At 44.4% G+C, this 13,106-nt stretch carries 17 protein-coding genes; 4 read left to right on the forward strand and 13 right to left on the reverse strand.

Annotated elements, in window-relative coordinates; translation table 11 throughout:
- Nucleotides 1-75: 75 nt before the first annotated feature.
- The 8 genes from ARB69_RS13070 to ARB69_RS13110 form a co-directional block, all read right to left on the reverse strand.
- The gene (locus ARB69_RS13070) at nucleotides 76-1,056 is read right to left on the reverse strand and encodes a sensor histidine kinase (protein ID WP_055153530.1); all 981 of its coding nucleotides are present in this window, start codon (nucleotides 1,054-1,056) and stop codon (nucleotides 76-78) included.
- Nucleotides 1,046-2,647: a response regulator transcription factor gene (locus ARB69_RS13075; RefSeq protein WP_055153532.1), complete on the reverse strand. Its 1,602-nt coding sequence runs from the start codon at nucleotides 2,645-2,647 to the stop codon at nucleotides 1,046-1,048. The genes ARB69_RS13070 and ARB69_RS13075 overlap by 11 nt, the downstream gene beginning before the upstream one ends.
- 137 nt (nucleotides 2,648-2,784) lie before the next feature.
- On the reverse strand, nucleotides 2,785-3,462 hold the full coding sequence (locus ARB69_RS13080) for an NAD(P)-dependent oxidoreductase (RefSeq protein WP_055153534.1): 678 nt from the start codon (nucleotides 3,460-3,462) through the stop codon (nucleotides 2,785-2,787).
- The gene (locus ARB69_RS13085; RefSeq protein WP_055153536.1) at nucleotides 3,459-4,187 is read right to left on the reverse strand and encodes an NAD(P)-dependent oxidoreductase; all 729 of its coding nucleotides are present in this window, start codon (nucleotides 4,185-4,187) and stop codon (nucleotides 3,459-3,461) included. Before ARB69_RS13085 ends, ARB69_RS13080 begins: the two co-directional genes overlap by 4 nt.
- Before the next feature lie 131 nt (nucleotides 4,188-4,318).
- Nucleotides 4,319-4,897 (reverse strand): GNAT family N-acetyltransferase, encoded by a 579-nt coding sequence (locus ARB69_RS13090; RefSeq protein ID WP_055153538.1) that lies wholly within the window; start codon nucleotides 4,895-4,897, stop codon nucleotides 4,319-4,321.
- A gap of 9 nt (nucleotides 4,898-4,906) precedes the next feature.
- Nucleotides 4,907-5,482: a methyltransferase family protein gene (locus ARB69_RS13095; RefSeq protein ID WP_055153540.1), complete on the reverse strand. Its 576-nt coding sequence runs from the start codon at nucleotides 5,480-5,482 to the stop codon at nucleotides 4,907-4,909.
- A gap of 504 nt (nucleotides 5,483-5,986) precedes the next feature.
- Complete coding sequence (locus tag ARB69_RS13105) at nucleotides 5,987-6,592, reverse strand: hypothetical protein (RefSeq protein WP_050641156.1); 606 nt, start codon at nucleotides 6,590-6,592, stop codon at nucleotides 5,987-5,989.
- Complete coding sequence (locus ARB69_RS13110; RefSeq protein WP_050641157.1) at nucleotides 6,589-6,798, reverse strand: 4Fe-4S binding protein; 210 nt, start codon at nucleotides 6,796-6,798, stop codon at nucleotides 6,589-6,591. The genes ARB69_RS13105 and ARB69_RS13110 overlap by 4 nt, the downstream gene beginning before the upstream one ends.
- Before the next feature lie 223 nt (nucleotides 6,799-7,021).
- Between ARB69_RS13110 and dapA the strand changes: the two genes are divergently transcribed.
- The 3 genes from dapA to ARB69_RS13125 all read left to right on the forward strand — a co-directional run bounded on the left by dapA (nucleotide 7,022) and on the right by ARB69_RS13125 (nucleotide 9,210).
- The gene (gene dapA / locus ARB69_RS13115) at nucleotides 7,022-7,984 is read left to right on the forward strand and encodes a 4-hydroxy-tetrahydrodipicolinate synthase (protein ID WP_055153542.1); all 963 of its coding nucleotides are present in this window, start codon (nucleotides 7,022-7,024) and stop codon (nucleotides 7,982-7,984) included.
- A gap of 25 nt (nucleotides 7,985-8,009) precedes the next feature.
- Nucleotides 8,010-8,273 (forward strand): hypothetical protein, encoded by a 264-nt coding sequence (locus tag ARB69_RS13120; RefSeq protein WP_055153544.1) that lies wholly within the window; start codon nucleotides 8,010-8,012, stop codon nucleotides 8,271-8,273.
- 202 nt (nucleotides 8,274-8,475) lie between these two features.
- Nucleotides 8,476-9,210 carry a TraX family protein gene (locus ARB69_RS13125; protein WP_050641160.1) on the forward strand — a complete coding sequence of 245 codons (735 nt, stop codon included), beginning with the start codon at nucleotides 8,476-8,478 and terminating at the stop codon, nucleotides 9,208-9,210.
- A 199-nt stretch (nucleotides 9,211-9,409) separates the two neighbouring features.
- Here the strand turns inward: ARB69_RS13125 and ARB69_RS13130 are convergent, their stop codons facing one another.
- Nucleotides 9,410-10,159, reverse strand: coding sequence for an alpha/beta fold hydrolase (locus ARB69_RS13130; RefSeq protein ID WP_055153546.1), 750 nt, complete (start codon nucleotides 10,157-10,159; stop codon nucleotides 9,410-9,412).
- Nucleotides 10,160-10,330: 171 nt separating this feature from the next.
- A complete protein-coding gene (locus tag ARB69_RS13135; RefSeq protein ID WP_050641162.1) occupies nucleotides 10,331-10,606 on the reverse strand; it encodes a DUF1905 domain-containing protein in 276 nt (91 codons plus the stop codon).
- 399 nt (nucleotides 10,607-11,005) lie between these two features.
- On the opposite strand from ARB69_RS13135, the gene ARB69_RS13140 reads away from it, so the two are divergent.
- Complete coding sequence (locus ARB69_RS13140) at nucleotides 11,006-11,641, forward strand: GNAT family N-acetyltransferase (protein WP_055153548.1); 636 nt, start codon at nucleotides 11,006-11,008, stop codon at nucleotides 11,639-11,641.
- 110 nt (nucleotides 11,642-11,751) lie between these two features.
- Here the strand turns inward: ARB69_RS13140 and ARB69_RS28085 are convergent, their stop codons facing one another.
- From ARB69_RS28085 to ARB69_RS13150, 3 genes are read right to left on the reverse strand one after another with little or no spacing between them, the layout of a single operon-like run.
- Complete coding sequence (locus ARB69_RS28085) at nucleotides 11,752-12,288, reverse strand: iron-containing alcohol dehydrogenase (RefSeq protein WP_330377666.1); 537 nt, start codon at nucleotides 12,286-12,288, stop codon at nucleotides 11,752-11,754.
- Nucleotides 12,272-12,754, reverse strand: a complete 483-nt coding sequence (locus tag ARB69_RS28090; RefSeq protein WP_330377667.1) for an iron-containing alcohol dehydrogenase — start codon at nucleotides 12,752-12,754, stop codon at nucleotides 12,272-12,274. The genes ARB69_RS28085 and ARB69_RS28090 overlap by 17 nt, the downstream gene beginning before the upstream one ends.
- Entirely contained in the window at nucleotides 12,738-13,001 is a 264-nt protein-coding gene (locus ARB69_RS13150; protein ID WP_050641164.1) for a hypothetical protein, read from the reverse strand. Before ARB69_RS13150 ends, ARB69_RS28090 begins: the two co-directional genes overlap by 17 nt.
- Between the last annotated feature and the right edge of the window lie 105 nt (nucleotides 13,002-13,106).

The following is a 13,106-nucleotide window of genomic DNA, read 5'->3' on the forward strand; positions in this document are numbered from 1 at the left end:
CCAGATGCCCGCCCACATCACTTTATTGGCTCGGATGCCGTGCAGCGTGGTGCACGGCCCCGTGAATAGTAACTCTTATTCTTCTCTTGCCTCCTTATAAAGAGGCAGGCACACTTCGATCTGAGTTCCCACCTCCGGCGTGCTCATGACCTTTAGACCATACTCTTCCCCGCAGAACATCTTGATCCGCTTGTTTACATTTCCAAGTCCAATCCCGCCCTGCCCTTTTCTCTCTTTCGTATCCTCCTGTACTTCCGCCATCCTGTTTCCATCCTCCGGCTGTTCGGGTTTTCTGAATCTCTGATTCATACATGCTACCTGCTGCTGGCTCATCCCACACCCATTGTCCTCTACATCAATATAGAAATCACCTTCCCGGATCTCCAATGAAACGGTAATGCATCCTCCTCTCCGCACATTTCTCAGGCCATGCCGAATGGCATTTTCCACCAGCGGTTGCAGCACAAAACGGGGACACATCTCCAGCAGAAGCTGTTCCGGCGTGCAGTTAATTACCTCCTGATATTCGAACCGGTCTGGGAATCTCAACTGCTGCAGCTGAATATATTTGGAAAGATAATTTAGTTCCGCATTCATACTAACCATTTCCACATCGTAATTCACACTGTACTTAAACATCACCGAAAGCGCTTCTATCATATCGCTTAGATGCCTGTCTCCATTCTCAAGCGCAAGCCCACGGAACGTATCCAGCGTATTATACAAAAAATGTGGATTTATCTGGGTTTCCAACGCTAGCAGCTGCTGGCGTTTCTGTTCAAGTTCTGCTTCCACAGCTTTCTTCTCGGACTCTGCCTTTTGCAGGATTACCCGATGCATCCGTCTGGTATTACGGACAGAAACCCACAACAGGCTCAGAAAAAGCACGTAATACACCAAAAGTAATACTGCTGTTTTGAAATCCCGGGCCCACAGAAGCAGAAGAAGGAATAATAAAGTTCCTGCCACAGCAAAACCTGCCTGAATATAAAGACCATGCAGGATGCTTTTCTCCCCCTTTATGCAGTCTCCCCTGAGTGATTTTCTACATTTCATCCCGCAGTCCTTTCAAATATATTCTTCGGTACTCACTTGGTTTCATCCCGCTTTCCTGCTCAAAAATCCTGCTGAAATAGCGGGTGCTGGCATATCCAACCTGATTGGCGATCTGCGAAATATTCAAATCCAGCTTTTTTAGCAATTCCTTTGCCTTCTCTATCCTGATTGAAGTAAGATATGCTGAATAGTTGATCCCTGTGCTCTCTTTAAAAATGGTAGACAAATAAACCGGATTCACATGAGCCTCTTCTGCAATCCTGTTCAGGGTAATATTTTCCGCATAATGTTCTTCAATGTATTGTTTTGCGAAATGGACATAAACGAGCACATGGTCTTTTTTGCCGGCCAGATATTTATTCATATTATCAATACAGAACTTTTCCGTTACGCTTCGCAGCATGGTTATCGTATCGCAATTCTCCGAAAGTCTCTGAAGCTGCCGCTTCACGTCCTGGGTTTCCCTGGGATGGATATTCAGTCTGCCTAGAACATCCGCAAGCCGGTTCCCCAATTCTGTTGCCATATAAAAATACTGGATATAATTCTGATCACTCCGTTTCTGATATTCTTCGAACAGCCCCCGTATCACCTGTTTCACTCCGCTTTCGTCAATCGCTTCAACAGAACTCTCAAACCGCCGCATCTGTGAGGAGTCGATTGGGCGGTTCTCTCTCAGAAGCTTATCCGCCTGTGGAAGAATATCCGCTACATACATCCGGCTGTCCCCATACCGTAGTCTTCCGCTCATGAAAAAGGCCGCGGTTTCCATCGATATTCTGAGGTCATTTAACTCATTTACCGCTTTTCCAACGCCCAGATAGAGATGAAACGGAAGATTATCTCTATAGTTTTGAACTAATCCCCGGTAGGTGGTATCCAAGATCCGCAGAATCCTGCTCTTCATATCATCTTTAATCTGAAGCACGATGTTATAGCGAAGCCAGGAAGACGGAAACATCTCCTGTTCCACGCAGCATTCAGAAATGTTTTTCCGGAGGATATTCCAGATATCCCCCGCCACCTGCTCAACCTCTTCTCCCTCACGGCAGCCGCAGAAACCCAGCTGCAATACCCGGAAAAATGCATCTTCTTTTTGGAAATGAAGACAATACTTTTTCTCCACCGTCTCAAGATCCGGTACCGCGGTATCTCCCGCCAGAACCTCACGGAACTTCTGCCGGATTGCCTTTTTTCTGAATTCTTCTTCCCCTCCTTCGCTCTCCTCCTCTGCCAGGGATTTTAAGACCGCATTTACCTCATCCTCATTGATCGGTTTCAGAATATAATCCGATACGCCGAGTTTGACTGCTGCCTGTGCAAACTCAAAATCCCGATACCCGCTTATCAGCACAAAACGGCACTGGATCTGCTGCTTCTTGATTTCTTTTATCATCTCTATCCCATTGAGTCCCGGCATCATAATATCTGTGACTACAATATCAACTTTTTCATGCTGCATAAATTCAATGATATCTTCTGCATTATCAAATTCGCCTGCCAGATTAAGCCCATATTCCTCCCAATGCACCAGATGTTTCAATAGGCTTCTTACATGTACTTCGTCATCTGCAATGATTACATTTTTCATCTGTTTTCACCTGTCCACATATAGTTTTCCACACCACACGGCTGATTGTCTTCAGTATATCACAGCAATCCGAAAAAGACATCCTCACGGGTGCCTTTTCCTTAATATAACAGTTCAGGCCGGCTTGAACTGTTACCTTAATATCCTACTGTATATCTGCATTGGTGATGACGCTTCTGTTCCACCTCGTCTATCATACAGACCGCAAAGTCTTCCATAGAAATATGACAGTTCTGTTGAATACTGATCTCTTTATTCTCCGGGTCAATCAGTACCGGATATTCCGTCCCCATCCGGTATTTTCCCGTTCGTCCTCCCATATTTTCCTCCATCCACAGTGGTGCGGTCTGACAGCACCAGTCGAAATCATGAACCGTCCGCAGGTACTCCAATGCAATCTCATGGCTTCCTATGATCGCATCGTTTGCCTTATGGGTCTGCCGATGCCCCGGAACCTTTTGGTCATCCAGCATATACACTCCGGGCCTTACCCACGAGGACACGCCTCCGCAGATATAGATCATCCGCGGCACTCCCGCTTTCTTACATGCATCAATCGCACTCTGAACTACGGGTATAATCCTGTCTAAGCCTTTTAATACCGGAATCACGGCAAAGATATACACGTCACACCCCTGGATTGCCCCCGCAACACCTTCTGTATCCTCCATGTCTATTTTATGGAATTCCACCTGGTTTTTCAATTCTTCCTTTGTATTTACGTCAATCCCAACGACCTGATGTCCGCGCATAAGCGCTTCTTTTGCAATCCTGCTGCCTACTCTTCCGCTTGCTCCTAAAATAGCGATCTTCACTTTTCTTCTCCCTCCCAATACATTTCATGTTTTTGCTTCCACGCCACACAGATTCGTTTCCCACTGTATTTCGAATGCTCTATCTCATCCAATACAGCACGGGCAAAATCCTGTGTGGAGATATAGCTGCTGTCCGCAAACGGAAAATGATCCGGATCCGGAGTCTTTAACTCAGCGACCAGCGGATCCAATGTGCAAAGCGCATCTTCTGCAATCATATACTCCTGCCCGCCTTTGTCCGGCAGACATTTTGCTGCCGGCGCAATTTCTACCCACTCAAGCTCTGTTTCCTTCAGATAGAGTTCATGAGTCTTCTCATGTTCTCCAAACCAGGTTCTGTACATTGGTGTCAAAAACGTCGTATCTTTTAACATTTTATCAGGAGTCACTTTAAACACGCACGCGTCTCCAATGGCGATCAGCCTTCGGATCCCCATTTCTTTACAGGCTCGAATCACATTGCTGCATAAATTGGAAAACCGTTCCGGCTGAAACGGATCGGGTATCAGCGAATTAACAACGATGTCACTGTCTTCCGGAATGGTTTCTTTCAACTGTGTATAATCGCCCGCATCCGCCTTCAGGGACTCCACATCCGGAGTCAGCGTATATTTAATATCTTCCGGATGCCGTGAAACCACTGCCACAACATGCCCCCGTTTTACTGCCTCTGCAGAAATTTCAGCTCCAAGCCAGCCTGTACCGCCTAAAATTGTTATTTTCATAATATAAGCACCTCACTTTTTTTAAGGGTATCATAAAAAGTGAGGCGCTTATATGTCACATATTTTAGAATCTGTACCAGATTTTTAGAACTTACGGATAAATGGGCAGTTCTTATCACAGAAGATCTGATTTAATACAGTTCGTTTCCATCCGATTTTACCATGTCTTTCTCTTTCCACTGCTGTTTTGTCAGACAAGTAATATGTTCCGTCCGAATGTCCCCCATAAGCGGCCAGAAAATATTCTCATTGGTATGATGATATACAAAACCGCACTTCTGCTGTACCCTGAGCGATTTATTGTTCCCCTCGAAATAGCCGCACCAGAGCTTATCCATACCCAGCTCATCGAAGGCATATTGTATCAAAACATGCGCGGCCTCCGGAATGAATCCTTGACCCCAATATGGGACACCGATCCAGTAACCGATCTCCGCCTCTGTATCTGCCGTGACCAGATCACTTGCGCCGCCCAGCAGCAGGCCAATACTGCCCACAGGAAGATTATTTTCTTTTAATACAACCGCATAGGTTCCCTCGGCCGTAAGCACATCTTCTATAATCTCACGGCTGTTTTCCACACTGGTATGCACCGGCCATCCCGCAGTTGGGCCTACCCTTTCATCTTTTGCATACCGGTATAATTCTTCTGCATCCCCGGTATTCCAGGGCCTCAGTATTAGACGCTCCGTCTCAAATCTTTCTTTCATTCTTCTCTCCTATCGTTTTCTTCCCAAATATCTACAGACTTTGCTACAGTATGTCAAATATGATTCCCCAAAAACCTGCGGCAGATATTTCTCTTCCTGCAAGATCTGCAAATGAAGCATAACAGCTGCAAAGACAGAAACCAAAAGCAGCACGCAGTTGAAAAACATCAGCATTATCCCCAGATATACAAGGTCAAATCCCAGAAACGCCGGATTTCTGCTGAACCGATATATCCCCGCCGTCACCATTTCCGTTTTATCATTCTCAGCAATTCCGGCTCTCCAGTTATCTTTCATTGTGATAACCGCAAGAGCAAAAACCACGTCTCCCACGAATCCTAATATCATTCCCACGAACCTCACATAAGACGGCACCGCCGGCTTCACAGACACAATACTGATCACTTCTATAATGACTACCGAATTTGTAGCCGCCTTCATGATAAGTTCTATATAAAACACTTTATCTCTGCGGGTTCCTTTTGCAATCTGGTCTGTCTGAATGCCCTGCCTTCTCTGCAGAACCATCTTCCCAATATAGACAGAATAGAAAACCAATAATATTATGAAACCGATCGCTCTCATATAACTATCTCCTAATCCTATTTATTTTTCCCTCTGTACGCGACACGTAGATTTCCCAATATTTACCTGTAGATTTGCAACATTTTCAGCCCTATCATTTTTATAGGGGGAATTATTGATGAAAAAGAAACTATGTATTATTTTTATAACTCTCGTTTTAATTCTAACAACAATCAACATGCTTCCCGACTATCTAATCGCAAATGAATCGAACATTACAACCGATCAATCAAGAGAAGTAAGGCTCAGCGTTGTAATTTACAAGTTCTGGACGATCAAAAATACAACAGAACTAATTGTGCGGGAACATACAAAGATACATGGCACACCCAACTCCATTATTCTTGATATATATGGTTCTCACTACTGTCTGAATCAGGGTTTTGCGCCGTATAAGACCATCACCAAGAATTTCTATTAACACTCCGTGTACCAGTCTAGTATATCATAAAATTGCAGCCGGATTATAGTTTTATAAAACCATATCCGGCTGCAACAGACATTTTAGCTATGTTCTGTATTTTGTGGTAAGCTCACGCTCTTACCTGACTTTGCTTTGCAAATAAGCTGTGTCATGGTCCCCATTGGGCAGTACACACACCAGGAACGCGGTTTGAACAGCACCATTGTAATCATGCCCAGTATCGTGGATGTCAGCATCACGCTGTAAAATCCAAAGGCGAACTGCGCAATCCACGGCGCAAACGCCGTTCCATCATACGCCCAGTGCCAGGGCAGTTTAAACGTCCAAAGGATCGTCACCATCTGGCTTAGGCTGTGCGCCTCACCAAACACCAGCCATGTGCTCCAAATCATCTGAAAAAACATGGTAAAGAAAAAGAGCAGGAACCCGTAGCGGAACCATTTGCTTCGCAGGAATTTCGGCGGGTCCTTTCTGCGGGACAGGCCAAACCGTCCGCCCAGTAAGGAGAAAAGCTGCCCCCTTCCGCAGTAGCGGTTACAATATCCCTTACCGCCTCCGGCGATGGAAATAATCAAAGGGATAAAAAAGCAAAGCAGCCCGATCCATGCAAAAAGGATGTTGAAAAAACCGAGCACCAGGTAAACAGCAGAAAATATCCAGAGATAGTCATACCATTGTTTTTTCATGCAGGCACCTCCCGAATTTCAATTACGCATGCAGGGCATTCTCGTGCACACTTACTGCAGCCAACACATTTTTCCAGATCAGCGTCTGCAAAAATTCCTTTCTCAATATGAATAGCATCTTTTGGGCATACCTTTACGCAGCATCCACATGCCACGCACTCATTTTGTACAATAAAAGCCTTTTTACGCAGTTTTTTATCAGCCACAATCAATAACCTCCGACTTTATTTGTTGTCAGTATACATGATGAAGGCAATTTTTACTGTGACTTTGTTACAAACCGGCTTACCGGCATGGGCGCGCTCAGCCCGCCCCGTAATATTTATATCTTTTTAATATCTTCTGCTAAGACTTTTATCCCTTTTTAATCAAGGAATCCATATGATAAATGTATCTAAAATAGCTATGATTAAAGGAGAGGCCATCATAATGAAAAAAATGATTTTTAAAGGAGCGGGTACTGCAATCATAACCCCGATGCAAAATGATTTTTCAATTAATTTTCCTGTTTTTGATGATTTACTGGATATGCAGATCCGTGAAAATGCGGACGCTGTCATCGTTGCCGGAACAACCGGGGAGGGTTCCACACTGACAGATGAAGAGCATATTGAACTGGTACGTCACGCAGTCAAACATGTGAACGGGCGTATTCCGGTGATCGCAGGAGCCGGCAGCAACAATACCGCCCATGCGGTTTATCTGTCAAAGGAGTGCGAAAAGGCCGGCGCGGACGCGCTGCTCCATGTCACACCGTATTATAACAAAGCATCACAGCAGGGTTTATTCCTGCATTTTACAGCATGTGCGGATGCAACGAGTCTGCCGATTATTTTGTATAATGTGCCTTCCCGCACCGGAGTAAATATTTATCCGGCTACTTTCAAGCGTCTCAGTGAAGTAGATAATATCGTGGCCGTCAAGGAGGCAAGCGGCAATTTTTCCCAGATTGCCAAGATCGCCGCACTCTGTAAAGACGACCTTGCCATATATTCCGGAAACGATGATCAGATAACTTCGGCACTGGCATTGGGGGCAAAAGGAGTGATTTCCGTCCTTTCCAATCTCGTGCCCAGGGAAGTGCATGCCATCTGTTCCTCTTATTTTGACGGCAACAGTGACGAGAGCGACAACCTGCAGCTAAAATATCTGGAGCTGATTGAAGCTTTATTTTTGGATGTCAATCCCATCCCTGTCAAACAGGCCATGCGCGCAATGGGCTATAACACAGGACACTGCCGGCTTCCCCTCTGTGACATGGATTCCACAATGGCAGAGAAATTATATTCCACTTTGCAGAAATACAATCTGCTGTACTGTAAAAAACCCATTCGTTCTGTTACGGTTCACACACCCGGAAATGCCGGTTCCATTTTAAAACACAATTTATAAGCATTTTTTTAAGCGGAGGTATCTTATGAAAACAGCATATATTCTTTTCAGTAAACAACAGCCAAACCACCATAAAATGATTCTGGATTTAATTACTCACTTCTGCCGGGAACACAGCTTAACTTACAGGCTCCATCCAGACTATGACTTCAATACAATTACGATTGAGGGGTATGATTATCGTATCAATCTCCTTGAAATAAATGATGGATCCGAGCCGCCATACTGGATGATATATTGTTCACTGATAAATAAAAGGAATGCACATGTGAATCACACAGCTGCTTAGAATTATATTGCATGTTCAAGGCAGTTCTTCAGCCGGGAGACAAAATAGACCTCAAAAAGGCAGATAGACGAAGCTGCAGAGATATGTTAAAATATGAATCATGCAGTAACCGTTTTGAGCCATAATGGATCGAGGTAGGATACCCACTTTTGGCAGGTTAGGCGTACATAAAAACGATAATCGCAGAAGTGAGGTATCACACATGAATACATTTAAGATTAAAATTATCGCATTAATTCTAATGGTAATAGACCATATAGGCTACTATTTTGAAGGAACGCCAATATGGTTCCGCTGGCTGGGCAGAGCGAGTTTTCCTCTTTTCCTGTTTTGTATGGTATGGGGTTACCACTATACAAAAAACCGCAGGATATACTTATTGCGTTTATATCTAATGAGTGTGTTCATGTCAATTTTCGGTTATGCTATTGACTACTTTATGCCAACCGAATACGGTTATGGTAATCACAATATTTTTCTTACTATGTTTATAGTAGGCGTTTTAATCAGTACAATTGAAATTTTTTTGCGGGACCATAAAAAGGGCGGGATACTGCTTGGATGTATTTTTGCAGTTCAGCTTCTTTTCTACATACTGCCGTTTGCACGTAATTTAAGCGGCGATATGCTGACCGGAATTATCCCCAATATTTATTTGAATGAATATGGGTTTGAATTTGTTGCTCTTGGAGTATTGATGTATTTTCTGAAAGAAAAAAAAGAGTACTTTATTGCCATGTACATCATATTCTGTATTAACCAGTTTAGCATGGAAATGCTCGATGGTATTTACGGGCTGCAGTGCCTGATGGTATTGGCCCTGCCAATCATGCTGAAGTACAATAATCAAAAGGGGCCGGGCATGAAATATTTCTTCTATATTTTTTATCCCGCCCATACATTCCTGTTGTTTTATCTGGCCAATTTTGTTTTTTAAGGATAAATTTTATTTGAGGGATAAACTTAGAGTTTCTATTGAGCAGCCATCACTGGATATTCCCTTTGCTGCTTTCATTACTTCCGGTATATAAAAAGGCATGAACATTTATTTTTATATTTGTCCATGCCTTTTCTGTGCCATTACCTACCACAGCATTATTTAACAAAAGGAATATACCGCGATCCGGCGGCCATTTCTACGATTCCAGAAATTCGCAGATGGCTTTTGCAGCCTCCTTTGCATTAGAAAGAATTGCGGGATGCCTTCCATTTGGAAAAATACAAATCTCAGCCCCTGTTTCACTGGCTATTGCAGCGTACTCCTCCTGAAAATCCTCCCGGGACATTTCATCTCCTTCGCTCCCCATGAGCAGCAGCGGAACCTGCAGACTGCACAGTGGTTTTGTGAATAACGGCAGCTTTTCTCCGGCACATTGAATCAATGCCTTTGTATCCATATCCACGATGCGTTCCCAGTCATCTCCCTGGCACCACTGGTAAAAACCAATTCCCATTTCATCCTTTTTGGCGTTCGTTCTCTCCTGTACCAGGTTCTTAGAAAAATCGTCCGCCAAAGTCCGGCCGTCAAAACTGTCCGCTACAATCTTCCCGGCCAGCTCCGGGCGCTCTAATGCAGCATTGATGGCAACCCAGGCGCCGCCGCTGGTGCCCACAAGATCCACCTTTCCAAGGTTCAGATGTTCCAGCAATGCGATGGTCTGGCGGGCTTCTTCTATCCAAAGATCTGCCGGAAACTCTTCAAGCCGGTCGGATTTCCCATGCCCTAGAAAATCGATGAGAATGATATGAAACTGATCCTCATACAAGGGCAGCAGCAGCTCAAACATCCTGGAAGATGCCGTATTGCCATGCAAAAACAGCACTGGTTTTCCGTTCCCCGTTTCTGTGTAATAAATCTTTTTTGACTGATAATAAAAATATGACATCATTTGCCTCCTAATCACTGATCTGTTTTTTGTTTCCTGATTAGCAAGGCCTGGAAAAACACCAACACCTTGCCGTTAGTGCTTATTTGTCCAAATTCCCATAATTTGCAGCCTCCGTTCATTAAGATGCTTCTAGTATATCATACAACCACTTTGATTCAACAGAAATAGTTATTTTTCTCTTTCCCGTTCTTCCAGCGTCACATGAAGCTTATCTCCCGGTTTTTTCCCTATTTTTTTGCGGATGTCCTTCCTGACGCCAATTATATGGCATGGCGTACCCATTTTCACGGCCTGTCCATCATAAGGTTCGCCATCAAAAGTTGCGTGTACCAGTACCCGTGACTTTCCAAAAATCTCTTTCATATCGAAAGGGATCTCTATATATGCGGCATCCATATCCGGTTTTTTAACCAGAACTGCATCAAATTCCAGAACTTTTTTCATATTATTTCCTCACTTTTACTTTTTGTATATTTACATTTGGTTTTTCAGCTTCATTCGTGCACTGCCTGGTAACTGAACTACCTGAACTCTCGATACAGTGCCTGCGGGTTCCACTGGCTGCATCGCATCCTGTGCAGCCTGCGTGGGCGGGCTACTATATATAATAAGTTTTCCTTTATACATTTATGTATACCACACAAATAAAAAAACAACAATAAATATGACTCATGATGGAGATTAGCCCCTCCGGGGAGAAGTTTTTTTATTCGCCAGTTTTTAGGGTATCAGGTCACTCTACCCTGTAGTAAATACGAATAGACAGAGAAAGTCCCTATGTGTTACAATATCTCAACAGAATAAGCGGCACAACAAACATGATTTTAGAAAGGCGGACTCATAATGCTGACTATACGAAATGAAAAAGAAGAGGATTACAAGATCGTAGAAGAAATAACAAGAAACGCATTTTATAATCTTTATGTACCGGGCTGTGTTGAACATTATTTGGTTCATATAATGCGCCAGCATGAAGACTTTATACCAGCGCTGGATTTTGTTGCTGAGCTGGATGGGCAGGTGATTGGAAATATCATGTATACCAAGGCAAAACTAGTCGACGAGGAGGGCTGTGAGAAGGCAATCCTTACTTTTGGCCCTGTCAGCATTGCTCCTGAGTATCAGCGGATGGGTTATGGTAAGAGGCTCATAGAACATTCTTTTGAACAGGCAGTATTGATGGGCTTTGATGTAATTGTCATAATGGGAAGTCCGATGAATTATGTGAGCCGTGGTTTTAAAAGTTGTAAAAAATACAATGTTTGCCTGGAGAACGGTAAATATCCGGCTGCAATGATGGTGAAAGAACTTATTCCCAATGCTTTGGATGGAAGAAAATGGTTGTACCGTGAAAGCCCCATCATGGCTATCAGTGAAGAAGAAGCGATGCGGTATGATGATTCATTTGAAAAAATAGAGAAGAGGCATCAGCCGAGCCAAGAAGAATTTTATATCATGTCCCATGCTTTCATCGAGTAGGAGAAACTGCCTGCGGACAGCCCCCTGACACAACCATAAGCATTTTTCAACTCACCTTTTAAACACCAGGAAATGGATGCCCCTTTCATAGAAGCATCCATTTCTTTCTGTTACCGGTAAGATTTTCGAAAGACTCCGGCACAATCTTCATCTGTCATTTCACATGGATTGGCAAGGAATAAGCCGCCCTGCATGGAGCGCGCTCCCTTTGCCAATGTCATACACTCGGACTGATCAAATCCATAATCACTCATTCTCAGACCAGCCACGCCGCAGGCCTCCTGCAGTTGGGTCAGCGCAGTTATAAAATCCTCTGGTTTCGCGGCATCGGCAATCCCCATTGCCTTTGCCATCTTGACAAATTGTTCATCGCATGCATGACGTTCTATGAAAAACTCTGCAAATGCCCTGGAAATCATGATCAGTCCTGCACCATGCGGAAGGTTATGATGATATGCGCTCATGGAGTGTTCCATAGAATGCTGTGCCGTAGTGGATGTCAGCTGCATGGTTATTCCAGCCATCGTACTGCCGTACGCGATATGCTCACGGGCCTCTATATCGCTGCCGTCTTTCACGGCACGGGGGAGATATTTTGCAATACTTTCAATGGCGGAAAGGGCAATCGCCTCACTCAGGATATTCACCCCATTGGTTGATTTCTGAACCGGTACCTGCGGTCAGAGTAATCGTCACAATTGGCAGGCCCGGATTAGCCAGCGGCTTACCCTTGCCGGTTCCGCCGTACACATAATCCCACAGATCCCCGTCATTGGCCGCCATGGCAGCGACTGCCACGGAGGAGTCCAGTACGGCGCCCCCGCCAAGAGCCACGATAAAGTCACAGCCGTTTTCTCTGGCAAATGCTGCGCCTTCCATGATCATATCCTTCACCGGGTTCTCCATAACCTTTGCAAACTCGGCAATTTCCACACTTGCCTTTTTCAGCTGCGCAACGGTTCTGTCGTAAGCGCCGCTGATCTTTGCCGATCTGCCGTTAGACATCAGCAGAAGCGCCTTTTTTCCGGGCATCTGCTGGCTGCCAAGTTCGTCCAGTTTCCCCCGTCCAAATAAAATGTGGGTAGGATTGTTAAAATCAAAATTCATTTCCATGAGAAGTTCCTCCTTCATATTCTTGTTTTTTTAATTTGTAAATCAGAAAATCCAAACAGTCCAGCTCATTCTGGCTTTTATGGACTTTTCCCAGCAAAGTTCCACGGTATTTCCGGAGCAGCGGAAGAATCTCTGCAGCATTCGTATGTTCTGCCAGCTCTATACACCGTTGAATGAACTCCCTGTCGCAACCTGCATCCCGCAGGTTCTGAAGCAAAATACCACTTTCATCTGATGCTTCTGCCATAGCTCCACCTCCTTTATGTTCATAATAGGTTACTATTCACGGCCCATGGACCGCGCATAGTAACGGCATCTTGCTCATTTAAAGCCGCCTATGGCGAGGAGCCGG

The organism is Faecalicatena contorta (assembly GCF_001404335.1).
Classification (GTDB): Bacteria; Bacillota; Clostridia; order Lachnospirales; family Lachnospiraceae; genus Faecalicatena; species Faecalicatena contortus_B.

Coding starts and splice junctions, on each gene's coding strand:
- ARB69_RS13090 (WP_055153538.1), bottom strand. CDS start 4,897: ATGAAAGAAAGATTTGAGACGGAGCGTCTAATACTGAGGCCCTGGAAT.
- ARB69_RS13120 (WP_055153544.1), top strand. CDS start 8,010: ATGAAAACAGCATATATTCTTTTCAGTAAACAACAGCCAAACCACCAT.
- ARB69_RS13070 (WP_055153530.1), bottom strand. CDS start 1,056: ATGAAATGTAGAAAATCACTCAGGGGAGACTGCATAAAGGGGGAGAAA.
- ARB69_RS13095 (WP_055153540.1), bottom strand. CDS start 5,482: ATGAGAGCGATCGGTTTCATAATATTATTGGTTTTCTATTCTGTCTAT.
- ARB69_RS13130 (WP_055153546.1), bottom strand. CDS start 10,159: ATGTCATATTTTTATTATCAGTCAAAAAAGATTTATTACACAGAAACG.
- ARB69_RS13140 (WP_055153548.1), top strand. CDS start 11,006: ATGCTGACTATACGAAATGAAAAAGAAGAGGATTACAAGATCGTAGAA.
- dapA (WP_055153542.1), top strand. CDS start 7,022: ATGAAAAAAATGATTTTTAAAGGAGCGGGTACTGCAATCATAACCCCG.
- ARB69_RS13075 (WP_055153532.1), bottom strand. CDS start 2,647: ATGAAAAATGTAATCATTGCAGATGACGAAGTACATGTAAGAAGCCTA.
- ARB69_RS13085 (WP_055153536.1), bottom strand. CDS start 4,187: ATGAAAATAACAATTTTAGGCGGTACAGGCTGGCTTGGAGCTGAAATT.
- ARB69_RS13150 (WP_050641164.1), bottom strand. CDS start 13,001: ATGGCAGAAGCATCAGATGAAAGTGGTATTTTGCTTCAGAACCTGCGG.
- ARB69_RS13105 (WP_050641156.1), bottom strand. CDS start 6,592: ATGAAAAAACAATGGTATGACTATCTCTGGATATTTTCTGCTGTTTAC.
- ARB69_RS13125 (WP_050641160.1), top strand. CDS start 8,476: ATGAATACATTTAAGATTAAAATTATCGCATTAATTCTAATGGTAATA.
- ARB69_RS28090 (WP_330377667.1), bottom strand. CDS start 12,754: ATGGAAATGAATTTTGATTTTAACAATCCTACCCACATTTTATTTGGA.
- ARB69_RS13135 (WP_050641162.1), bottom strand. CDS start 10,606: ATGAAAAAAGTTCTGGAATTTGATGCAGTTCTGGTTAAAAAACCGGAT.